A 22,782-nucleotide genomic window follows, 5' to 3' on the forward strand; every position below is an offset into this window, starting at 1 on the left:
ACGTCACGTCATCCGCCGCCAAAGCGGCCGATCGGGGTGCCTGGCTAACCAGTGCTCCCTTGCGGATGCTCTGCCCCTCAAGGCACTAGGACGCGAACAGACTCTGCAACACACGCAGGCTTGTCCTCACCCTTGATCTCGATGGTGTACTTCACGACCACCCGCGAGCCCTGCCTGGCGTGCTCGAACGACGCAATCTCGCCGCCTACCCGGATCGATGCCCCCACCCTCACTGGCTGTGGGAAGCGCAACTTGTTCAGCCCGTAGTTGATGACAAGTTTCACGCCATCGACGCGCATCAGGTCGGCACTGAGCCTCGGTAACAGCGAAAGCGTGAGGTAGCCGTGCGCGATCGGGCCACCGAACGGACCCTGCGCCGCCCGCTCGGGGTCGACATGGATCCACTGGTGATCATCGGTGGCGTCGGCGAACGCATTCACGCGGTCCTGCGTGATCTCAAGCCAGTCGCTGTGGCCGAGGTGATCGCCGACGGCGGCCTCGACCTCGTCTATTTTCTGGAATAGGCGCATTGACTCTCCTTGTGTCTGCCCGGTTATGGAGCGGTTATGGCAGCTAGTTCAACTATGGTCGGGCAGCGACGAGCCGGGATGGCCCGCAGTTGACCGCCCGAACACTACTGTCCGCCTCCTGGAAAGACCCGTCAGACGCTACCGCGAGCACAAAGCGAATACCCGACGCTGATCAGCTGAAAAGCACCTCGTTATTTAATAATGAATAGAAAGATAGGCGGTCTCCGTCTCGACGTCAAGGACGAGTACCTAAGCTGCAGATTGCCCATCGGGGGTCCGGCCCGGCAGGCAGCGTGCGCGTCATACCCTCAGTCGGCACGCTTTTGTGGCAGCCTGAACTGCCCGGCGCTCGCGGCTACCGGGGTCAACCACGCCACGACCTGCATCGATCTGGATCAACGGGTTGCGGCCAGGGCGTCGAATCGCCTTAGACCGCGAGCTTCACCAGCCCACCATTTGCAGGGTGGCGCGCGAGACGAGATTTGAGACGATGCATCAACGTCGCGTCATGCGAGTGACACCAGCCCGATGTGGCGATTGCGTCCTGCCGGAACCGTAGGGGATCTGTTCGTCGACAATTGGACTACACTCGGGTGGCATTGGAACTGTCCGCTGATGATATGTCACGTCGCGGTGAAACACGGAAAGTCAAGGCCGCCGACGCATGCGATGGCGGCCTGACACCCTCTCGGGCAACGGAATCGCGGTGTCCTCACTGATGGTCCGCGCTGTGGGAAGACTTCAACATTAAGGTTGCCCTTGAAGGTGGACCTCGGATTTCATGCGGAAATTGACAACGTAGACGACACGATCGGCGAGCAGCAGTCACCTCCAATTCCTCGCCGCCGACAGCTTGACAGCAATAGGAATATCTATCGTAATGGGCGCAACCCCGGAATTTCATTACCGCTGAGACGTATTCACCGCGACCGCATGGACCTCGCAGCACCCCGTTTGATATGACTTGTACACACACGCGATGGTGATCATGCCCGTCGCACGGGCAGAATGGGCTGGTACGGGACAGTGCAGAAAATTGTGATCGTCGGAGCGGGCCTGGCAGGTCTGCGCACCGCCGAGGAGCTCCGGCGGGCCGGATACGAGGGTGACCTGGTTCTTCTCGGCGGTGAACCGCACCTTCCCTACGACCGTCCACCGCTGTCGAAGGAAGTGATGCGCGGGGAGACGAGCGACACCACGCTCAAGCCGCGTGAGTTCTTCGACGAGAAGAACATCCAGTTGCGTCTGGGTGTCGAGGCGGTCGCGGTGGACACCGGTTCCCGCATCCTGAGACTCGCCGACGGCAGCGAACTCGGCTACGACGAACTGGTGATCGCCACCGGCCTCGTGCCGCGGCGGATACCGGGTCTGCCCGACCTCGCGGGCGTCCACGTTCTCCGGTCCATCGACGAGAGCCTGGCGTTGCGCGCGGACCTCGCCGAGGGCAAGCGCGCACTGATCGTCGGGGCGGGGTTCATCGGCTGCGAGCTGGCGGCGAGCATGCGGGCCGGTGGTCTCGACGTGGTGCTGGTGGAGCCGCAGCCGACGCCGCTCGCGTCCGTGCTCGGCGAGAAGGTCGGCGGACTCGTCGCCCGCCTGCACACCGGCGAGGGGGTCGACCTGCGGGCCGGTGTCGGGCTCACGTCGCTGGTGGGCACCGACCGGGTCACCGGAGCCGTCCTCGGCGACGGAACCGAGGTGGACGTCGACGTCGTGGCGATCGGTGTCGGGTCGGTGCCGGTCACCGCGTGGCTCGACCGCTCGGGTGTCGAACTGGACAACGGTGTGGTGTGCGACGGCGTGGGACGCACGGCGGTCCCGCACGTGTGGGCGGTCGGCGACGTGGCCGCGTGGCAGTTGCAGGTGGGCGGGCGCAAGCGCGTCGAGCACTGGAGCAATGCCGGTGAGCAGGCCAAGATCCTCGCCGGGGCGTTGACCGGGACCGGCGACGAGAATCCCGCCGCTCAGGTGCCGTACTTCTGGAGCGACCAGTACGACATCAAGATCCAGGCACTGGGCACGGTGGCGGCCACCGACGAGGTGCACGTGATCAAGGACGACGGCCGCAAGTTCCTCGCCTACTACGAGCGGGACGGCATCCTGGCCGGTGTCGTCGGCGGTGGAATGGCGGGGGGCGTCATGAAGATGCGGGGCAAGATCGCGGCGGGAACTCCGATCGGCGAGGCCCTCGAGGCCGCGTCAGGGACCTGCTGATCGGGGTTCTCCCCACCTTCCAGGGCGGCAGCGCACGGGTATAAGTAAGTGTTTGGAAATGGTCACGATTCGCGGGGCGATTGCCATAGTCGGAGTCCGGTCGGTGCGAGTCGTCGTGTCATGAGCCCGATCATGGCCCACTTGATGAACGGCTCCGAGTGTGCGGGCAGGCGCACATAGTCGTGGTCGAGGCGGCGACAGCGCACCAGCCACAACAGCGTCCGTTCGATCACCCAACGGTGCGGTAAGACCACAAGGTTCCGCCGTCTCGATACGCGTGGGCGCCGTAGTAATTGAGGTCGACGTAGCGCCACTCTTTCTCCTCGAAGAAGCCCGGATGCTTGATCCGTGCCGCCAGCGCTGACATCCACCGGACGCATTCGCTCAACATTTGCCCCGTCGGCTTCGTCGCCTGGGTCTTCGCGTAGACCCAGTGGTGCAGCCACTGCTCGAGTTCGGCGGTCACTTCGGCCGGCACTTTGTCGTGGCCGTAGTGAACGGAAGTGAGGAAGGGCTGTCGATGAAAGAATGACCCTTCCGCGCGGCGCTTCGGAAACTTCGAAAAGTCCACGCCGATGGCGAATCCACTGGTTCCGCCGCCGTTGCCGCGCCACTGGCTGAGCACATCTGGTTCCGTCGAGAACGAGGTCGTGTAGCAGTGGATGTGGTGCTCGTAGCCTCGGGCGGCGATCTGGTCGATGCAATCACAGAGAGCTCGAAAGAACTTCGCTTTGTCCGCGGGGTTGGCGATCTCATGCCGGTCGTTCGGCCCGTAGTTGATTGCCTTCAACTGCTCGGCGTAGGCCACGATGGCTTGCTTGAGGAACTGCGGCCCGTGGATGATTTCCAGATGGTCGTTGAGGTACTCGATCGCAGTTGCCCGAAACACGGCCTGGAATTCGGATCCCGAAACCGTGAACCCGTCGGAGGACGTGATCGTGGCATCCCCGGCAGCCGCGTTGTCCGGCTGGGTTTCACCTTGCCGAGGATTCCGAGGAGTCCCGCGGCGGTCGTGTAGTGCCACAAGGTGTCAGGCAGTTTGGTGGGGTAAGTCTCCGGTGCCACGGCTCTGATCACCGCGTCAGGTTCACGACGCAGGTGTCGAGGGCTTGGACGATCTCGTCACCGGGGGAGATCTTCAGCGGGGCGGCGCTGGCCTTGGGCCAGGTGGTGGTGTTACGGGCGCCACCGGTCGAGGCATAGACCGCGCCGTTCGCGATCACCCAGACGTCGGAGCGGTTCTTCATCTTGCCGGTCGTGTCGACGGTGGTGCCGCCCAGGAAGGTGTACGGACCGGAGTCGATCACTGTGCCGTTGATGAGCGAAAGGCCCGACGCGGAGAACCCTGACTCGACGAGGGCCACGAGCGTTTCGTTCGCCGGGGCGCAGCGCGGGTCAGAAGCCGGAACCGCGGGTCGCGGCGCCGGGGCCGGGGCCTGCGTCGTGGTCGGTGCGGCCGCGGCCGGTGGAGTGGTCGATGAGGGTGCCGCCGACGTCGTTGTAGGCCGTGGCGTGGTGGCGTGTGTCGTTGTGGCGGTCGTTGTCGCCGCCGCGGCCGCCGGCTTGTCGTCCTTCTTGTCCCCACCACCGAAGACCGCACCGAGAATTCCCATGACTACCAGCACCGCCGCCAGAATGAGCAGGACCTTCCCCACGCCGCCCTTCCGTGGAGTGGGTGTCTGGGACGGCTTCGGCTGGGTCTGCTCGGTCCACTGCCTCCCGTCCCAGTAGCGCAGCAGGTTCGCGTCTGCCGGGTCCTGGTGCCATCCGGGGGGCCGTCGGAGCGGTCACTTTGGGAGTTCTCCTCGATCTGTGCTGTGGCCCGCCGAACTGTCAGGCGCCGGTGGGCACGTCCGCTTGCCCTTGAGATTCGGAAACGGTTGCGGATTCTCCGTGGATTGTTACACCTTCACTGCCGCGCTACGTCCGGTGACCTCCTTCTACACGCAGTGTGTATATCGTGCGAATGACATCAGGCGACAGTGCCTTTCGGCCGAGGGCGCACACCACCCCCACCGTTTTGGTGGTCGATTGGCCCGCGACTGGACTGGCCCTCGCCGGTGTCGTCCTCGCCGCAGGCGGCGTCTGGCTCGGGTGGCGATCCCGCAACCGCAACTCGGACCGCACAAGTTAGGCCGGCGCGAACACCACCCCCGTTGCGCGTGATCCGCCGTTGCCGCCTGCCGACCGAGAGGAACCCCAGTGCCGACACCCGAACCTGACGACCAGAAGATCGTCAGTCTGAACGCCGTGCGTCAGAGGAGAACCGACGACCTACTGTCCGGGCACATACCGCTGACGTCGCTGCTGTACCGCCGACGCGACCGGATCGCCGCCGACCTACTCGTCTTCGACGTCCTCACCGCGTACATGCGCGGATCCGGGATCGGGCCGGCCGGGGTCATGGTCATGCTCGGCATTGGCGACGACGCCCGGGTCCGCGACCTGACCGCCGAGCAGCGCGGGCAGATCACCGACGCGATCGCCGCGACGAGCGGGCGATAGCCCACGCGAGGGGACGTGTCATCTCCACTGTTCAGATGGCATTTCTTGTCTGAGGTCAGGACTCGACCGGAACCAACCGGTCGAGGCGGGCATGGAAGGGGAAACGACCGGGAACGTCGTCGCGCACCGACTCGATCACCGCGTCCTCGCCGTCGATGCTCACGATGACGAACTCCGAGGTGCCTTCGGCGTGCACCTTGACGCGGTCACCCAGATTCAAACCCGCTCGGGTTCCCGGATTCTCGGCCTAAGACATGACTAACCCGTACGGGTTCGGTGTGCAAGCCGCCGATATTTGCCGGGTCCAATCGTGGCTAGACTGCCGCAACGGGGCGGCGCCACAGTGCTGCGCCGATAGCGGATCATCAAGCGGAACGCGTTTCTGCGACGGTAATCGGCGGTGCCAATCGATCCGGACCCGCGCGGTCCCCACTATCGCGTCGGGCGATACGTGTTCAGATCACCGTCTGCGTCTCAAGCAATGGTTCACGTTGTCGCCTTCTTCTCCAGAATGCGTGCCCTGGCGAGGCGAGCAACGAGCCCGGCTGGCGCATCGCCGGGTATCCGGCCAGCCAAGTGTTGTTCGAGGACCGCGATTTCACCGCGGTAGTGCTTGAGCTTGCGGTAAATGATTGCCGCCTGCTCGGTGTAGTAGCCCGATGTTGGCCGGTCCAGAATCTTATCTGCCTCGGCCTGGGCTGCAATCACGGGAAGTAGTATTGCGAGCGCTTTTTCGTACTCCCCGGCGCGTTTCAGCTCATCGATCGGGCCGCTCCATTCGTGAGTCGGCTTTCCCTGATACTGATCGGCTTTAGCTGCGCGTTCCCATTGGTCCTCCCATTCGGCATGCTGCGCGTCGTCTCGGGCTTGCCGCTCATCCGCCCACAGAAACCGCTCACCGGAGTGTTCGCGGGCCAACTCGTCGGGGTCGTCGATGACACGCTCGGTGAACCCCGGCAGCGCCACCTGAAGCTCGACGTTGTCCGGCCATTGATGCAGTTTCGCGATCCCTATCCGGCAGCCCGCACGCACATGGGCGATCAGTGCAGCGTGCTCATTTCGGGACTGGGGCCGCAGGGTCCCGAGATGGATATCGTCGACGTACACGTCGACAGCCATTCCGTCTTCAGTTGTTCCGAGCAGGAGTTCACATCCGACGATTCGATGCGGCTGTCCATCCAGAGCGGCGCGAAGTTGCTCCTGAAGGACGGATTGCCGGTCAGCCTTGTGCCATGCGAATTCGAAGAATTCTGAACCCCGTACGTTCGCAGGCATCGCCAGCCACGCGGATAGATTCTCGGGCCATGTGCCCCGAAGATCCAGATCGGCGTAGCCGCTGTATCCATCGGGGTCGAGTTCGGATCGAAGAACCTTCCCATTCTTTGTCTTCAGCATCCGTCCGTGGCGCACTCGGAACACTTTTGCATGCGCCAGTACCTGGTAGCCCTGACGATTCGCATCGACGACAACGGAGTGCATCGATGCGGCCATCCCTCGTCGTAAGTACCCGATGCGTAGCCCATCGACATCTAGAGCTACGGCAAGAGCGTCGGCTGGATTGCCCGGCTCTGGTACCAGCTCCAAGGAAATGACTTCACCGAGTGGGAGTGACTCGAGGAGCTCCTCGTTGTCATAGCCGGTGACGCTCTCAAGCGGTACGGATCCATCAATCCATAGTGTGTCCGATGGTCGGGTGTACTCATGTTGTGGGCGGAGATAGGACTCGTTGCCCAGACTTTCGGTCACGTGCTCTCGCTCTCCTTGATTCAATTCTAGGAGATCGTAGCTACGGAGCGGACAGTCAACTACGAAGGCTGCCGAATCGAGCTGAAGGCCAGCGGGATTCTGTCCAGAAGAATCATTTACATGTACGGACTTGACTCCTGCGAGTCTCCCGACTCGTAGACGGAGGTGAGCCAAACAGCGGCGGCAAATCTACAGCAATGCCTTGCGCTGAGACCCGGTGATTCTGCACGGAGTTCGCCTTAGGCGCGACGCGTGTGCAAGTTGTCAGAAAGCGATCATCGCGCCGGTTGGACGCACGCCCGGATAACCGAACGCTGACCGGCACCGTCCCGGACAGGCGTTCACCGGCATCGGTCTGAGCTGGCGGATCGCCGTTTGACCCGTCCGGTGAAGGTCGCCGGTTGGGTACGTTAAACGGTGCAGAAAGCTGTGGGTTGGTGACCTCCCGGCCGACGAGAACCGGAATCCGCTAGCAACTCGCGGATTGCACACGTAACTCATGGCATCCACCAGATACGAGTGAAACCATGCGCGAGTTACAAAGTCCGGCGCCCAACGTCATGACCAGCTGAGATCGGTCGATACCTCGCGCAGCGACCTGAACGAACCTGCGCACACTCCAGTACCGGCCCAGTCCTTCCGTTAGGGGACCTGTCATCACTGCAGGTCAAGACCCCATATGCCGGATCGATCGCCGGTCGGACTAATCGCCATCACTCCGCCGGCCGTGTATCGGCGGCCCGTACCCTTGCCCCATGTCCGCTGATCCAGGCAGCATCCGCGCCGACGGCCACCAGGCGCTGCCGAACCTGGCCGTACAGGACGCTTCGCGGATCACCACATCATCACAGCGGGCGCGCACCGGAACGGAGATCGAACTGCGGATTCACACTCACGTGCACCCACCTGGCATCAGGCAGAAGATGTTTCCGGCCCGGCCGCAACGGCACGATCGCCGCCGTGTCCGCGCCGACCGGGATGGAGAGCACCCAATGTAGCAGTGCCGGGTTCGCCGCCCGCAGCGTCGCCGGGCTCCGGGTGATGACGTGTGCGTCCGTACGCAGCGGCCGGTTCCGGTACACCCACACGCACACCGCACACAGGCGCCTGCCAGCCAGGTCCGTCCAGGACTCGAACCCGGTGAACCGTCGGGAAATCACCTGCCCGACCGGCGTCATCTCCCTCGTGGCGTGGCCGCACCGCGCGCACCCAGCCACCCGATCCGCGGGCTCGGCGTGTTCCGGGACTCCAACCGCGGCGACGTAAGCGGTCCACACCACATCCGACTCCGCCCCCGTCAGCTTCGGCGCCGTCACGGCGCCGAAGTGCGGTGGACGTTGTCGAGGGGGTACTGCTCGGCGATCTCGCGCCAGGCAAGCTCCCCCGCCGCTCGATCCCCGACCGTCATCAGATCCGCCCACTCACACTGCGAACCCCGGACACACACCAACGCCAACCCGTTCTCGGACAACGTCTGCCACAGCTGCTCCACCGCGGACGACCCCATACCGCCCATTCAACCGCAGCACACCGCCGGTACCGAGGAGCGGAGACGCCATGTCGCATCGCGGCGCGGCCACCGGGCCCCACCGTGGCGTCGCTATCGACTATTAGCACCCATATGGGCCATAGGTCCCCACGTCGACACGGGAGCGGTTCAGTGACGTGTGGGGTCGAGGCCGTAGCCTGACCCCTGTGGTGACGACACCGGACCCAGGCCTGGACCTCGCCACCTTGCGCGGGCTCCGGGCACCGTCGACCAAGAACAGTGCCGCGGCCGTCGTGGACATCACCGCGCGGATCGACGCGCACCTCGCCGCCCATGACGGGTACGTCGCGTTCTCCGGTGGCAACGACTCGCTGATCGTCCTCGACCTGGCCCGCCGCGTCGAACCGGAGGTGCCGGTGGTGTTCTTCGACTCCGGCCTCGACTACCCCGAAACCTACGACTACCTCACCGAACTCGCCCACACCTGGCGCCTGGACCTGCACCGCATCCCCACCGACCCGCCGTTACTGCAGGTCCTCGCCGACTCCGGCCACTGGGACCACTGCGCCCCGGTCGGCACGCCCGTCGATCTGCACGAGGTGCTGATCACCGCGCCCGCCCGCCGGGCCCACCAGCTCCTCGGGCCCGGCGAGCTAGGGGTGTACGGGCCGACGAATCCGCCACCCGCCGCCTGCTCTACACCCGAGGTGGCCGCAGGGACGGCGTCATCTCCCGCGGCGACGGCACCACCGCGTACGGGCCGATCTGGGACTGGACCACCGAGGACGTGTGGGCATACATCGCCCGACATCAACTGCCCGTGAACCCGGTCTATGCCAAACTCCGTGAGCTGGGTGTCCCCGAGCAGCAGCACCGCCTCTCCCACCTCATCGATGGTGGCCACCTCGACCGCGGCCGTCTGACCTGGCTCCGCCGCGGGTGGCCCACACTCTTCGAGCAACTCGTCGATGTACTCCCCCGCATCCGACAACTGAGCTAGGAGATGTCGCCGGGGTATGTCGAGAACCCGCCCACGGCTTCGTCCCCGGAGTGAAACGGCCAGAATGGGCCGCACCGCACCAAAGGAGAACATGATGGCCAAGTACCTGCTGCTCAAGCACTACCGTGGCGCGCCCGCATCGCTCAACGACGTCCCGATGGACCAGTGGACGCCGGAGGAAATCTGCGCCCACGTGCAGTACATGAACGACTTCGCCGCCCGGCTCGAGGGCACCGGCGAGTTCGTCGACAGTCAGGCCCTCTCCCCCGAGGACACGTTCGTCCGCTACGACGGCGAGGGACGGCCGCCGGTCACCGACGGCCCGTTCGCGGAGACCAAGGACCTGATCGCCGGCTGGATGGTGATCGACGTCGAAACCCACGAGCGAGCACTCGAACTGGCCGGCGAGCTGTCCGCGGCCCCAGGAGCGGATGGGAAACCCATCCACGAATGGCTCGAGATGCGCCCGTTCCTGGCGGCCTCTCCGACCGTTACGGAGTGCGGTTTTCACCACGGGTGATGACATGTCCCCTCGATCCTCTGATCGCGGCGAGAGAGTAGGCCTGCACCGCGTCGCTTACGCGAACATAATGAGTGAGGGCAGAACCACTGGGGATCCGCCCTCACTCATCCAGAGGGACTTACCTGAGGGCGCGAAACGCACTTGACCGAGAGGGAGGGACTCGGACGGCATTGACGATCGCGATAATCTGTCTGCGGGATGGTCACCGGGATCAGCTGAAATAGGCTGTCAGTTCGGTGATCTTGTGTGCTTCCCAATCTCCTTCGACGATCGTTTTCAGCTCGTCAGCGCGCCCGTCTCCGAGAATGGGTTCGGCGGTCCGCAGGTACTTCGCTACTACCTCGTCGGCGTTGAGGCCACGGGGTCCCGGGTTGAATTCGTCACGGTCAGTGATGTCAGAACTCAGTTCCGAGCCGGAAGTGTCGGCTATGCGTACCCAGCTACGCCCGTCTTCCTGGTAGCGCACGCAATTTTCAGCCTTGCGGACTGCGCGGGAGACGTTCGCTGGATCGTACAGTGTTGTGCTGTCCAAGTTCTGGCCGTCGAGCAGAAGGGCCGTCAGTGTGGGCAGGCTGAAGGCGAGGTCGGCTGAACCTGCCGGCGCCCAATCCATGAACCTTCGCAGGGCAGGCGGACCTCCGTAGGTGACCACCACGTCCTGCCGTCCACCGATCGGGCTACGTGTCAGCAGGTCTGCCACGGTAACCAGCTGTTCTTGGATGTGCCAACAGGCGGGGTATTGCTTGAAGCCGACCCGTTCAATCGCGGCCATTGCATCGCCGGAAGGCTGCCAATCCCATTTGTCGGAGCCGGCCATTACCCACAGTCCGTTGGGGCCGTCCAGGACGTTCGTGACGCCTGAGACACCTTGTTCGGCTAGCTGTGTGGACATGACCCCGATCGCGGCCGCCCAGCCGAGGTTGTTCTTGACGGAGGGCACCGGCCGTTCATACCACTTGCCTAGGTATGGAACTGGGGCGTGGGTTGCTACAACGCCCAGTGCGCGGGCGATCGTCGCCTCGCTCGCTGAGCGTGCAACCGCGGCAGCAGCAGTTGCAGCCACTGCTTCCCAGGCGGTAAATCCGCGAACGATTGACGAGCGACCTGCTGAGGGATGAGCGGCCCTGGACAGCGCCCAATGGACTTCGTAGCCGGCCATGACTCCGCGGGCAGCATCAGCGAGCGATCCGCCGTTACTTTCACACGCCGCAATGGCTGCGCTGATGATCGCCGAGCCGGGATGCCCGACGAGCATGTCGTCCCAGTCCAGGCCATTCGCCGTCTGACCGTTGACGTACGCGGCGAGGAATGCGGGTAGTCGGCTACCTCCTACGGCCGTTGCTTCTTCTGCACCGCCTGCGGCCACGGCCCACTGCCGTGGAGCTGCCACGTGTGGGCATTTTTGTCCGGCCAGCAGGCACGTGAGATGGTCGAGCACGCAGCTAACCAGCTTTTCGCGCCCAGCAGTTCCCGATGCGGGAATCCGGCTGGTAGCGGCGAGTTCTGCGACTTGGGCGGTTGCCGTGATGGGTGTGCTCATCAGCGATCCGCCTTCAACAGAACGATGTTCTCCATCTCGACGAGACCGTTGGCCAGGACCATGCCGGGGCTAGTGAGATGCGTTGCGCCAGCGTTGATGACAGGATCCCCCGGGGGTCGAGTCTTCCTCTCTCTGTTAGCGATATGACGATCGCGACGATTATGCATTGCTCACCTTTCGACTATTGCAGCGTCACCGAAGCGAGCAGAACAGCCTCGCCCGCCCGTGAGTCCATGCACCGGACCTGGGATACCCGCCTTCAGCGTGAACGGCTTGACGACTTGCTCCTCCAGAGACCCCGATACCCGGCCTCGCGCACACCAATGTAACTAGTTACATTTGATTAGTTACGTACTAAACCATGCGATTGTGTGGAGAGTCAAGACCCTCCAACCGGGGGGGCTCACCTTGACCGACGGCGTATCCCCCCTGGAAAGCAGTCGCATCACCCCGCCCTACGACGCAGATTTCCGGAACTCTCCGAAAGAACTCGCTACAGTCCCCACCCCATTCCGCGAAAACTGCAAACAGCAGAGCTCGCTTGACCACTCAGGCGGCGCGTTCGTTCACTTCATTCGTGTGCCTGCTCGGCGACCCAGGCTGCGACTTGTGCCCGAGAGATGAAGTCCAGCTTGGCCAGGATGTGCTCCACATGACCTTGTGCGGTGCGGGGTGAGATCACCAGGCGTTCGGCGATGGCCTGGTTCGTCAGGCCTTCGGCGATCAGTTTGGCGACTTGGCGTTCCCTCTTGGTCAGTCGCGGCGACGCGTCGCCGGCGGGCGTGGAGGTGCTCGGCGTTTGCTCGTGCAGGGCGTAGGCGATGGCCGCGTCGAAGCCGAGCTGTTCGCCCTTGCGATGGGCCGCTCCGAATGCTTTGTCCCCGAGTTTTTGCCGGGCTTTCTGTTCGCAATTCTGGTGGTAAGCAATCAGATTGAAATGCGTGATCGCCGTACTGCCAATCGACCGCGCGAGCCCGTCTGCAGCTCCCATCAGAACTGCTGACCGGAGTGCATCGTGTTCAACGCTGATCCAGGCCAGCGTCTCGAGGCATGAGGTGGTCACGCGGTTGTGCAACTGCCTGTTCAGCTCGAGAGATTGTTCGAGGAGCCGGACCGCACGACCGGCATCACCCTGTCGCCACAGGTCAGTTCCCAGAGCCCACAGAGACCGCGATCGATACATCTTCTCGCCGTATATTTCCGTGATCGCGAGTACACGTTCATGGCATTCGATCGCCTGCTCCGTCAAGCCGCTCAGCCCATACGCCAAACCCAATAGGTACAGGGTGCTTGTTTCGAGTGTCCGTTGCCCCCGCGCGCTGAACTCCGCGAGTGAGGTTTCGAGGTGCAAGGACGCGCGTGGGAGGTCACCGCTGTAGAGGGCAAGCATTCCGTCCGCGTTGGCGACAAATGCGCGCATCATCGGGTCGCTTGTGGCCGCGATGAGGGTGCGCCCCTCCTCGACGAGTTTTGCCCCGGTGTGGAGGTCACCCTGCGTTTCTGCCATCACGCTGGCGCAGTAGAGCCCCTTGACCCACTCGAGTGTGGGTGGGCCGCTCTGGTGAGCGAGCAGTTGGTCAATCCAGCGCCGCCCCTCGCTGTAGAGCCCTTGGGAAAGCCAGAACCAGTACAGGGTAGTCGCGGTGCGCAGGCCAGCGGCGGGATCGTCGTCGATGCTGAATTCGAGGGCCTCCCTCAGATTCGGCTGTTCCCGCTTCAGGCGGGCGATCCAGTCGAGTTGGTGGGCACTGATCCACTCGACCTCCGCATCCAGCGCCAACGCCTCGTACCAGTCCCGGTGCCGGCGACGCAACGCCACAGCCTCACCGGTCTGCTCGAGTTTCTCGAAGCCATACTCACGGAGAGTCTCGAGCATCCGAAACCGCACCACCGACCCGTGCTCCTCCCGGATCAGGATCGACTTCTCCACCAAAGACGTCAGCGTATCCAGCAACTCGTCCGGGTCGAGGCCCTCGCCACACACCTGCTCCGCCGCATCGAGTTCGAAACTTCCCGCGAAGACCGCCACCCGATCCCACACCAGTTGCTCACCGGCGGTGCACAACTCGAAACTCCAGTCGATACACAACCGCAGCGTCTGTTGCCGCGTCGGCGCACCCCGGCTGCCGCGGGTCAGCAGGGCGTAGCGGTCAGTCAGCCGCCCAAGGATCTGCTCGGGCGACATCGCCCGCAACCGCGCCGCCGCCAACTCGATCGACAGCGGCAACCCGTCGAGACGGTGACAGATCCCCGCCACCGTCGCTGCGTTGTCCTCGGTGAGCGCGAACCCCGGAACCGCGGCAGCAGCGCGTTCGACGAACAACGACGCCGCATCGTATTTGGGCAACCCCCGCAACGAGGTCCGCCGCCCGGGATCCGGGACAGCCAAAGGAGGAACCCGAAGCACCGCCTCCCCACCGATACCCAGGGGTTCACGGCTGGTCGCCATAACCCGCAACCCCGGGCAGACTCGCAACAGGGCCTCCGCCAATTCCGCCACGGCGTCCACCACATGCTCACAGTTGTCGAGGACCAACAGCACCTCCCGCGGCACGAGGAACTCGACCAGAACCTCACGCAGCGGCCTCGCCGAATGGTCCCGCACCCCCACCGCGGCGGCCACCGCATCGACCAAGGACGACCCATCACGTAGCTCACCCAACTCCACCAGGCGCACACCGTCGCTGTAGTCGCGCTGCACACTCGCCGCCACCCGCATCGCCAACCGCGTCTTACCCACACCCCCGATCCCCGTCAACGTCACCAGCCGAGAACCGGCCAGCAGATTCTTCGCCTCCGTGAGCTCGTGTCGGCGACCGACGAAACTCGTCAGTTCCAGAGGAAGGTCTCCCGTGGTCGAGGCGCGTTGCGGTGGGCGCCGGCCACCCGACGTCAGTAGTCGATCACTGACCTCTGAATCGGCATCTGCGCGGAGGGCCATCTCGTCGACGAGGAAGCCGTGGGCGCGTTGCAGCCCCCGCAGCTCCTCCCCGAAGTCGGCGGCGGTGGCCGGGCGCTGACCGGGCTCGCGGGACATCGCCCGCGCGATCACCGCGGACACGTCCTCGGGGATCCCGTGCTCACGCAGATCGGGCACCGCCTGCGTGGTGATCCGCAGAAACTGCGCGACCACCTGCTCACCGCTGCGCCGCTCGAACGCGGCATGCCCGGTCAGCGCACTGAACAACGTGGCGCCGAGCCCGTAGACATCGGCCGCCGGACTCGGCGGATCACCGCCGAGCACCTCCGGCGCGGTATACGCCGGCGACCCGGTGACCGCCCCGGTCGCCGTCTCGAAGCCGCCGCTGATGTGCGCGATGCCAAAATCGGCCAACTCCGGCTCGCCGTACTCAGTGAGCAGAATGTTCGCCGGTTTGACGTCGCGATGCAGGATGCCGAGCCGGTGCGCCGACTCCACCGCGCCGGCCATCTTCACCCCCAACCGAAGGACCTGATCCAAGGGGAGCGGGCCGCCCTTGCGGACCCGGGCCTCCAGCGAATCCTGCGGGTGATACGGCATCACAATGTAGGGAAGACCGCTCGCGGTCGCTCCGACCTGCAGAATGTTCACGATGTTCGGATGACCGGTCAGCCGCCCCATCGCCCGCTGCTCCCGGAAGAACCGAGCCCGGTTCTCGTCGTCGAGTTCGACGGTGAGCACCTTCACCGCCACGATGCGATCCAGGTCCGCTTGGGTGCAGCGGTAGACAACGCCGAAACCACCGCGCCCGATCTCCTCGGCATCGTCGAAGCCGGATCCTGCCAACTCCGCGGCCGGGGACGGCGGGTACCGCTGAGTGTCGAGCGGATCACCTTCACCCATCGCAATGGTCAACTCACCCCGTCGGCTCCGGGTTCTCACACGCTGGTTCCGACGGCACAACCAGCGCAAACGCAAGGTGGATCCATCTCTCGATGGCGTGCACTCAAGGATATCGCTGGCAGATGTTGTAGGCCTGAATGCCGGCCGAGGGGACATGACCGCGCTCTGAAGGGCTCGCAAAGGTAGCGCGAGAACCACGGCCAGGGCTTGGCCTAGGCGGCGGTCATACCGCCTGGGACCTGTCGTCGCGGTCTGTCGCCTTCCTAACCGGCTGTCAGTCGTCGTACGTCACGGCCAGATGTGCGTACAGCACTGCTGAGCGCGACCTTCGCTCGAGCCAGGACTACATTCTCGAGCCAGAGCGATATTAGTGAGTACGTACTGCGCGCGTGCCAGGTAGCTGCGCGTGCGCAGCATGATGTTGAGACGGGCGACAACGGCGTCCAACAACAGGGTCCCTCGTTCCGGTGGGATGGGTCTGCGCTGGTCTCTGGTGATGTCCGAATAGGCCACCTACTCGACTCCCGTGTAAACGCGTTGCGAAACAGGACCTTCCGCGACCACTGATGGACCCAATGCCGAATTGGTGTGGCGATGTTCTGGCGCCCGATCCGCGCGGCGTGATGCGCCTAACCGTCCCGCTCTTGGCGGGCGGGGGCATCCGACGCAAGTCAGGGACTAAGCGCGACACCGGCTCCCGAATGCATTTTCGCCCCAGGCCATTCTCCGCTTCGCACCAAACGGTGGACCAACCGGACTAGCTCAGTCGCCACCGCCTCGACCTGCGGCGGCGTACGCCCACCGCGTTGGAAGGCCAACACGACCTCGCGCGTGATGTCAGGGTCCACGAGGGGCGCGCCACTGAGCACTCCCCTGTCGATCTCGCGCTTGATAGCGACTGCCGGGAGCACGGACCATCCCTGACCGGCCAACACCAGTTCCTTGAGAATGAAGCCCGAGTTTGATTCTGCTACGACCGTCGGTTGCACTCCTGTCTCGGAGTGTGCCTGGTCGACTGCTGCCCGTACGCCCAGGCCGCCGACCGGAAGGACGAGTGGTCGGGCGAGCACGGTTGCCCATGAAACCGGCCTGTTCGGGGACAGGCCTGCGTCGGGCGGCGCCAGGACCCAGAGCTGTTCATGCAGCAGCGGAAAGACCGCCAGCGTGTGAGCGCTTGTGACGCTGTTCAACATCGCAACGTCGACCTCGCCGTGGTCGAGCCATTCACGCACGTACCCGGAGTACCCGGTGAGGAACCGGAGATGGACGGCCGGATGCTTGTTGGCGATGGTGTCGGCAAGCGGCTGGATAAGCGTTTCAATGGAGCTTTCGAGTACACCGATAGTGACGTGCCCTTTTACCAACTCCGGGGACGGGCTGAGTTCGATCTTTGCGCGCTCCAGTTCCTGCATTGCCCGGCGTGCCCGCCTGACCAGCTGCTCGCCGGCCTCCGTGAGCACCATCCCCTGGTGTGTGCGCTGGAATAGCGCGACACCGAGTTCTTCTTCCAGCAGTCGAATCTGTCGGGTGACCGCAGGCTGGACCAGGTGCAGAAGTTTAGCGGCCTTCGTCACACTGCCCACGTCAGCAACGGTGATCAGTGCGGCCAGTTGCTTGAGATCCAATGCCGTGCCTTTCGTAACCTCTGCGCCCAGCCGAATGAGCTTAGGTACAGGTCAGGCGCCATTGTGACACGTCGCCCAGGGGTGCTCCCGGGCAACATTGTCGACATCTGGAGACGCTCACCTGTGCCACGCGGTGGAGGCATCCGCGTGGCACAGGTAGACCCGGTCCATCTCTAGGTGTGCGAGGTTCCCAGGAGATCGCGCTCGACCACTTCGAGTGCGGCCTCGAGCGGACCGAGGGCGACGGGTTCCGTGGTGTCGGCAAACTGCTTGAGGACACCTTGGATCAGGTGGTGTCGCAACGAGGACGGTGCCTTCATTGCAGCCTGAGCGAGACTCGACCGCACCTCCGGAGGCCAGATGTGGTCGATCCTGTCTCGTGCAGTCCCTCGGTCGAAGACGTGCGCCTCGTCACGGACGTGGGGTCGGCTGGCACGCAACCGTGTGGTCTGGTCCTCATCGACCTTTCCGTCCTCGGTGAGGACCACACCGTATGCTTCTCGAGCGCGTTCAGTGCTGACGACGCCGCGCTCGACGTCGCTGGCGACCAGTTGCGGGTCGCGCCCGTACGGATCACCGAATCCACCGCCCGTGGGTGTACGAAGACGTATCCGGTCACCGCGCTTGAGGTAGAGGACGTTCACCTTGCCGAGCTGCTCCTCGGCGGGAGTTTCCGGGTTGAGGATCGCGGAGCCGAGCTGACCAGCGGCGCCACCGCGAACACCCCAAGGCTGCAGGTGGAAGCGGTTCATTCCACGAATGGTCATGACCGCTTCCATCCCGACGTTCTCCAGCTCGAGCTCGAGGGCGGCACCGCCTCGGTAGAGGCCCGGTGCCTGGGTGTCGGGGACGATCGCGTAGCGGCGTACGCGCATGACGGTCTCGACCTCAGTGATTTCGGTGGGGACGCTGAGCAGGAAACCCGACCGCACTTCGACCCCGTCCACCCCGTCTCTACTGCGACGTCCGCCGCCTCCACCGGCCAGCGGGTTGATCACGGTGACTCGCTTGCCGCCGTTGATCGGATCCTCGCCAGTGGCCACGATGATGGCCGCCTGACCGGGCCCGGCGGCGACCAACCCGTCCGGGATGGCCTGGTTGAGGCAGCCGAGGATGCAGTCGTACACACGTAGGCCGGTGGCGATACGGCTGCCCCCGGCAGCTGGGAACTCGGCGTTGATGAGGGTGCCGGCTGGAGCGATGGTGCGGATCGGGCGCAGCAGGCCGGCGTTCTTCGGCGCAAGTGGGTCGATGGTGAGGATGTACCACAGGAGCGCCTGAACGATATAGGGATGCGTCCTGCGGCCGCTGACGATGTTGTAGGCGGCGGCAACCTGGGGATCGGTGCCGGTGAAGTCGAAGACAACCTCGTCGTCTTCGATCGTCATCTTCAGATGGAGGAAGGTTAGTTCGCCCGGTTTCAAGCCCTCCACGTAGTCGCTGAACGTGTAGCTGCTGTTGGGCAGGTCGCGGATAATCTTGCGGGCCTTGATCTCTGCAAGCTCGGTGATGTCGTCCATGGCCTGCTCGACACCGTCGCGTCCGTACCGGGCACACAGCTCGTTGACCCGACGATCCATGGTGCGCAGGGCGGCAACGACGGCCTGGAGGTCCCCCCAGATGTCGCCGGGGATGCGCGTGTTGTCCATGATGACGTCGCGGACCTCAGTGTTGAGCTCGCCTGCCTTGTAAAGCTTGACCGGCCGGATGCGGAGACCTTCCTGGAAGACCTCCGAGTTGGACGGCGCAATGCTCCCGGGGACTGCGCCCCCGATGTCGGAGGCGTGGACAAAGGACCATCCGAATGCAACCAGCTTCCCGTCGTTGAAGATCGGGTTGATCATCGTGACGTCCATCATGTGGGTGACCAGTCCATCGGTATGGAAAGGATCGTTGGTGACGATGATGTCACCGGGCACCAATGCGTCGACATCGATCTCTTCCAACAGGCCCTTGATGGAGAACCCGATGAACACGTTCACGCCCGACTGGGCTGGGTAGGCGACGTTTTCGCCATCTGCCGACACCAGTGCGCACTGGAAATCTTGGACCAACTTGATGAATGTGGTGTGCGCTGTGCGGTAGAGGATGGTCGAGGCTTCGTCGGCGAGTGCCTGGAAGCGGTTGGCCATGATTGCTGTCTTTACCGGATCCATGCTCAGGCCTCCTGGGTGAGAAGTACGTCGCCACTGCTCTGCACGCCGGCTAGGTACCGCGGCGGCACGAGCACAGTGGTCTCGGGTCGTTCGATGAGCGCGGGGCCCATGATGGTCTGGCCGGCGCGCAGGGACTCCCAGTCGTAGATTCCGGCGTCGGGGTGGTCCTTGCCTCCGACTCGGATCGTTCGGCGCGTCCGCGGCTCGGGCGCAGCGGTCGTTTCGCTGCCTTCTTGGATAGAAGAGTCCAGGGTGGGAAGCTCGCCGCGGATGCGGACGCGGAGTTCGACGATGTTGATGTCGGCCGTAGGGTCGGCGTGACCGTAGAGACGAGTGTGCTCGCTGTGGAAGTCGGCGTAGACAGCGGTGAGATCGTCGGTGTCCAGTACTCCGCCGCTCAGGGGCACGGCGATGTCGAAGGCTTGGCCGGCGTACCGCATGGAGGCCCAACGCTCGACGTTGATTCCGCTGAGGGTCTCCTCGTCGAACGTGTCGAGCAGCCAGGACCGTGCCTGCTTCTCGAGTCCCTCGTAGCGGGTTCGGATGTCGGCGACGTCGAGTTGAGCTCCACGGACCACGTCGATGGTGTCGTGAACCATCTCGGCGACAAGACCGCCAAAGGCGCAGAACACCGAGGACCGAGAGGGCACCAGCACCTGGCGGATGCCGAGGTCCTGGGCGAGAAGTGTGCCGTGAAGACCCCCGTTGCCGCCGAAGGCCACCAGGCACAGTTCACTGGCGTCGACGCCTTGGCGGGAGAGGAACGGCAGGACGTTGGCCATCATGTTTGAGGTTGCGACCGCGATGCACGCATCGGCCGCACCAGCGACGTCGGTGCCGAGCGCCTGGGCGATGGGTGCCATTGCTCGTTCTGATTTCTCACGGTCGAGGGGCATCTCACCGCCGAGGAACCGCTCAGCGTCCAGATAGCCGCACAGCAGATACGAGTCGGTGACGGTCGGCTTGTCTCCGCCGCGGCTGAAGCACGCCGGGCCGGGGTTAGCCCCCGCGCTTTCGGGGCCGACGCGCAGGACACCGTTGTCCATCTTCGCGATTGAGCCGCCGCCGGCACCGACGGCCTCGACCGCGGTAACGGGCATCATGAGCGGGAAATCACCCACCATCGACTGCTCCGAGGTCTGCGGCAGCCCGTTCAGGATGAGGGAGATGTCGGCGCTGGTGCCGCCCATGTCCATTGTGAGCAGGCTGCGTTTGTCGGGAAGCTGCTTGGCCATGAACGTGGCCGCGGTAACGCCTGACGCCGGGCCTGAGAGGAGCGTGTACACCGGTGCCCGACGAGCCTCCGCTCCAACGGCGGCGCCGCCGTTGGAGCGGGTCACCATGAGCCGCGCCTTGGGGAGCACGGCGGCCAGGTAGTCCTCGACCTGGCCCAGGTAGGTGTCCATCTTCCCCATCGTGTACGCGTTCAGGGTCGCAACCACCGCACGCTCGTACTCGCCGATCTGGGGCCACAACTCACTGGAAGTGCTGATGGCCAGATCCTCATTGAGCATCGCGCGGAGATGGTCGCGTGCTGCGGTCTCGTGCTCAGGGTTGCGGTAGCTGTGCAGGAATGCGATCGCCAGCGCCTCGGCACCGTTGCCGAGAGCGTCCTTGGCGGCACTAAGCACTGCGTCAAGATCGATGGGCGTCAATACCTTGCCGCTGGGCGCGAGTCTTTCCGGAATTTCATAGACGAGGTTGCGAGGCACCAATGGTTCTGTGCGGGAGGTGAAGAAGTTGACCGTGTCGTTCAGCCGGAGGCGCTGCAGCTCCAGAATGTCGCGGAACCCCTCCGTGGTCAGCAGAGCAATCTTGGGGCCTGAGCGCTCGATGACTGTGTTCACCCCGATGGTGGTGCCGTGCATCAGCACAGCCTCGGTGTCACGGCTCAAGCCCATCTTCGCGATCAGACGGTCAAGTCCTTCCCGGAACCCTTCGATGAAGGTCGGCGGGGTGGACGGAACCTTCAGGCCGACAATGTCGCCAGGTGGGCGTCCTTCCTCAACTCCTGCGAAGTCGGTGAACGTTCCTCCGACGTCAACTCCAATGCGTAGCACGAGGCATTCCTTCTCTCTGAAATCTGTTGCTGGTGGCGTGTGGTCGTGGACGATCAAACGAGTCGGACTGAGACCCAGATGTCCTCGCGGCGATCCAGGGTGTTGTTCCAGGCGGCCTCCCCGACAGCGGCGAGCCCGGCGCGATGCTCCGGAATGATCTGGCCGAGCACGGGCGCCGCAAGATTTTCGGTGGTAGTCCCGTACTGGACGATGAATTTCTGACCGCTGTTCTGGGAGAATCGAAGTCGACCAATCGGGGCGTCCGAGATTAGTTCGGTGTGCCGGACGGGCGCCGTGCTGACCAGTGGGGTCCAGGCGAACATGGATTCACCGCTGACCAGAGCGTGCTCCTGCAGGATCGTGAACGGTAGTGCACTGACGAACTCCTCCACGAGCTCGGGATTGAGCGAAGTCGCCAAGACGGCCTCGGCCTGGATCCCGAGCGGTTCCCAGGTGATCTCGATGCGTGGCCCATCGATGTCGGAGGGGACATCCGTGGATGTCAGGCGCGTGGTCGAGACCGCCGCACCTGATGGCTCATCCGAGGCCTCGACATAGCGCATACCCGCGCCGACCCCCCATGGGAAGTAGTGATGGGACCAGGCCGTAAGCAGGTTGGCGTAGCGGACGATCTCGCGGAGCATCGAGATGATGGTGTCTCGATCTGGTTGCGCCGCGCAGACGGCATACGCGCGACGCTCGAAGCTGTGGAGCGTGTCGAAGCCGCTGTATCCCAGATAGGTCGAATATTTGTAGGCCGTGGCCTGCCAAAACTCCAACAGCTGAGCTGGCATCAGCCCGGTCTCGTTCGACTCCGCAAGTCGCAGCAACGGGTAGAGACCACAGCAGGCCCAGTCACGCAGCATGCCGTGGGCGGTGTCCCAAGTCGTGAAGTATTGGCCACCCGCTCCGGCACGCACCTTGTGGTTGCCCGTGCGGATGGCGTTGATCTCCCCCGGCTCAGCATTGAGCAGGGTGCGGCTTGCTGTGTTGATCTCGCGCTGTAGCGCATCGATTTCGTCGACTGTTGTAGTCATCGGTTGGGCTCCTGATCGGGTCGCCCGGCCCATGAGGGCAGGCTTCAACGTCCGATGACGCGAGGTGCGTCCCTGGCGTCTTGACGGTGGCAAAGATAAGGGCAGCGAGGTTGCTAGATGCCGCTGGTGTGACCACTGGGCTTCCAACGCAGGACTCTGCGCTCAATCAGGATCACGCAGCCGGTGAGGATCAAGGAAATAGGGTGATGGCGGTGAAGACGCCGGCTATCTGGAACTGCTGGCTCGATCTGATCAGCAACGTACCCAGGCCGCGGTTGGACGCCAACATTTCGGCCGTCACTGCTGCTACTGCGGCGGCCCTTGGTGGGGCCTCCACGAAGCCGAGCAGAGCCAGAAACTAGAAATGCCACGAAGCCACCTTCAATCGGTCTGAGTTGTCGCCGGAGACTCATAACCACCGAGATGGACTGCGGTTGAGCGCCTTTCGAGCCGCCGAGCGAGCGCGAGCGGGGTCGGCCAGCGCGGGGCGGACGCCTGTATGTCGCCAAGCGAAACAATTCCAGAAGTATTATG

Annotated in this window: 16 protein-coding genes and 1 pseudogene; 4 read left to right on the forward strand and 13 right to left on the reverse strand. The window is 64.1% G+C overall.

All coding sequences use genetic code 11. The features are described 5' to 3' along the window. Positions 1-77: 77 nt before the first annotated feature. Entirely contained in the window at positions 78-530 is a 453-nt protein-coding gene (locus G9373_RS16195; protein ID WP_167115756.1) for a MaoC family dehydratase, read from the reverse strand. Between the two features lie 1,008 nt (positions 531-1,538). Between G9373_RS16195 and G9373_RS16200 the strand changes: the two genes are divergently transcribed. After that, positions 1,539-2,744 (forward strand): FAD-dependent oxidoreductase, encoded by a 1,206-nt coding sequence (locus tag G9373_RS16200; protein WP_206032252.1) that lies wholly within the window; start codon positions 1,539-1,541, stop codon positions 2,742-2,744. A 229-nt stretch (positions 2,745-2,973) separates the two neighbouring features. On the opposite strand, the gene G9373_RS16210 is transcribed toward G9373_RS16200, so the two are convergent. After that, positions 2,974-3,768, reverse strand: coding sequence for a DUF2971 domain-containing protein (locus G9373_RS16210; RefSeq protein WP_167115762.1), 795 nt, complete (start codon positions 3,766-3,768; stop codon positions 2,974-2,976). 49 nt (positions 3,769-3,817) lie between these two features. Then, complete coding sequence (locus tag G9373_RS16215; RefSeq protein ID WP_206032259.1) at positions 3,818-4,483, reverse strand: DUF2510 domain-containing protein; 666 nt, start codon at positions 4,481-4,483, stop codon at positions 3,818-3,820. A 463-nt stretch (positions 4,484-4,946) separates the two neighbouring features. On the opposite strand from G9373_RS16215, the gene G9373_RS16220 reads away from it, so the two are divergent. Next, positions 4,947-5,249 carry a hypothetical protein gene (locus G9373_RS16220; protein WP_167115765.1) on the forward strand — a complete coding sequence of 101 codons (303 nt, stop codon included), beginning with the start codon at positions 4,947-4,949 and terminating at the stop codon, positions 5,247-5,249. Between the two features lie 55 nt (positions 5,250-5,304). Here the strand turns inward: G9373_RS16220 and G9373_RS16225 are convergent, their stop codons facing one another. The 4 genes from G9373_RS16225 to G9373_RS16240 form a co-directional block, all read right to left on the reverse strand. Further along, positions 5,305-5,469: a hypothetical protein gene (locus G9373_RS16225; RefSeq protein ID WP_167115768.1), complete on the reverse strand. Its 165-nt coding sequence runs from the start codon at positions 5,467-5,469 to the stop codon at positions 5,305-5,307. Positions 5,470-5,735: 266 nt separating this feature from the next. Then, positions 5,736-6,995: a hypothetical protein gene (locus tag G9373_RS16230; RefSeq protein ID WP_167115772.1), complete on the reverse strand. Its 1,260-nt coding sequence runs from the start codon at positions 6,993-6,995 to the stop codon at positions 5,736-5,738. Between the two features lie 845 nt (positions 6,996-7,840). Continuing rightward, the gene (locus G9373_RS16235; protein WP_206032253.1) at positions 7,841-8,311 is read right to left on the reverse strand and encodes a hypothetical protein; all 471 of its coding nucleotides are present in this window, start codon (positions 8,309-8,311) and stop codon (positions 7,841-7,843) included. Next, positions 8,308-8,502 carry a hypothetical protein gene (locus tag G9373_RS16240; RefSeq protein WP_167115775.1) on the reverse strand — a complete coding sequence of 65 codons (195 nt, stop codon included), beginning with the start codon at positions 8,500-8,502 and terminating at the stop codon, positions 8,308-8,310. The genes G9373_RS16235 and G9373_RS16240 overlap by 4 nt, the downstream gene beginning before the upstream one ends. A gap of 188 nt (positions 8,503-8,690) precedes the next feature. Between G9373_RS16240 and G9373_RS16245 the strand changes: the two are divergent. Both G9373_RS16245 and G9373_RS16250 read left to right on the forward strand, forming a co-directional pair. Then, positions 8,691-9,484: pseudogene (locus G9373_RS16245) on the forward strand (phosphoadenosine phosphosulfate reductase family protein). A gap of 94 nt (positions 9,485-9,578) precedes the next feature. Continuing rightward, the gene (locus G9373_RS16250; RefSeq protein WP_167115778.1) at positions 9,579-10,004 is read left to right on the forward strand and encodes a YciI family protein; all 426 of its coding nucleotides are present in this window, start codon (positions 9,579-9,581) and stop codon (positions 10,002-10,004) included. A gap of 214 nt (positions 10,005-10,218) precedes the next feature. On the opposite strand, the gene G9373_RS16255 is transcribed toward G9373_RS16250, so the two are convergent. The 6 genes from G9373_RS16255 to G9373_RS16280 all read right to left on the reverse strand — a co-directional run bounded on the left by G9373_RS16255 (position 10,219) and on the right by G9373_RS16280 (position 22,248). Beyond that, on the reverse strand, positions 10,219-11,547 hold the full coding sequence (locus G9373_RS16255) for an MmgE/PrpD family protein (protein ID WP_167115781.1): 1,329 nt from the start codon (positions 11,545-11,547) through the stop codon (positions 10,219-10,221). 571 nt (positions 11,548-12,118) lie between these two features. Continuing rightward, positions 12,119-15,370, reverse strand: coding sequence for a protein kinase (locus tag G9373_RS16260; RefSeq protein WP_167115783.1), 3,252 nt, complete (start codon positions 15,368-15,370; stop codon positions 12,119-12,121). Between the two features lie 671 nt (positions 15,371-16,041). Further along, positions 16,042-16,995, reverse strand: a complete 954-nt coding sequence (locus G9373_RS16265) for a LysR family transcriptional regulator (protein WP_167115786.1) — start codon at positions 16,993-16,995, stop codon at positions 16,042-16,044. 173 nt (positions 16,996-17,168) lie between these two features. After that, positions 17,169-19,151 (reverse strand): hydantoinase B/oxoprolinase family protein, encoded by a 1,983-nt coding sequence (locus G9373_RS16270; RefSeq protein ID WP_167115789.1) that lies wholly within the window; start codon positions 19,149-19,151, stop codon positions 17,169-17,171. A gap of 2 nt (positions 19,152-19,153) precedes the next feature. Further along, on the reverse strand, positions 19,154-21,211 hold the full coding sequence (locus G9373_RS16275) for a hydantoinase/oxoprolinase family protein (protein WP_167115792.1): 2,058 nt from the start codon (positions 21,209-21,211) through the stop codon (positions 19,154-19,156). 53 nt (positions 21,212-21,264) lie between these two features. Continuing rightward, positions 21,265-22,248 (reverse strand): hypothetical protein, encoded by a 984-nt coding sequence (locus tag G9373_RS16280; protein WP_167115795.1) that lies wholly within the window; start codon positions 22,246-22,248, stop codon positions 21,265-21,267. Positions 22,249-22,782 lie beyond the last annotated feature (534 nt).

Source organism: Rhodococcus sp. A14 (assembly GCF_011603105.1).
Lineage (GTDB): Bacteria > Actinomycetota > Actinomycetes > Mycobacteriales > Mycobacteriaceae > Rhodococcus_F > Rhodococcus_F opacus.

Bases quoted from the DNA above. Each gene is read 5' to 3' on its own strand.
- G9373_RS16195 (WP_167115756.1), bottom strand. From the start codon at position 530: ATGCGCCTATTCCAGAAAATAGACGAGGTCGAGGCCGCCGTCGGCGAT.
- G9373_RS16200 (WP_206032252.1), top strand. From the start codon at position 1,539: ATGGGCTGGTACGGGACAGTGCAGAAAATTGTGATCGTCGGAGCGGGC.
- G9373_RS16240 (WP_167115775.1), bottom strand. From the start codon at position 8,502: ATGGGGTCGTCCGCGGTGGAGCAGCTGTGGCAGACGTTGTCCGAGAAC.
- G9373_RS16250 (WP_167115778.1), top strand. From the start codon at position 9,579: ATGGCCAAGTACCTGCTGCTCAAGCACTACCGTGGCGCGCCCGCATCG.
- G9373_RS16255 (WP_167115781.1), bottom strand. From the start codon at position 11,547: ATGAGCACACCCATCACGGCAACCGCCCAAGTCGCAGAACTCGCCGCT.
- G9373_RS16260 (WP_167115783.1), bottom strand. From the start codon at position 15,370: ATGGGTGAAGGTGATCCGCTCGACACTCAGCGGTACCCGCCGTCCCCG.
- G9373_RS16270 (WP_167115789.1), bottom strand. From the start codon at position 19,151: ATGGATCCGGTAAAGACAGCAATCATGGCCAACCGCTTCCAGGCACTC.
- G9373_RS16280 (WP_167115795.1), bottom strand. From the start codon at position 22,248: ATGACTACAACAGTCGACGAAATCGATGCGCTACAGCGCGAGATCAAC.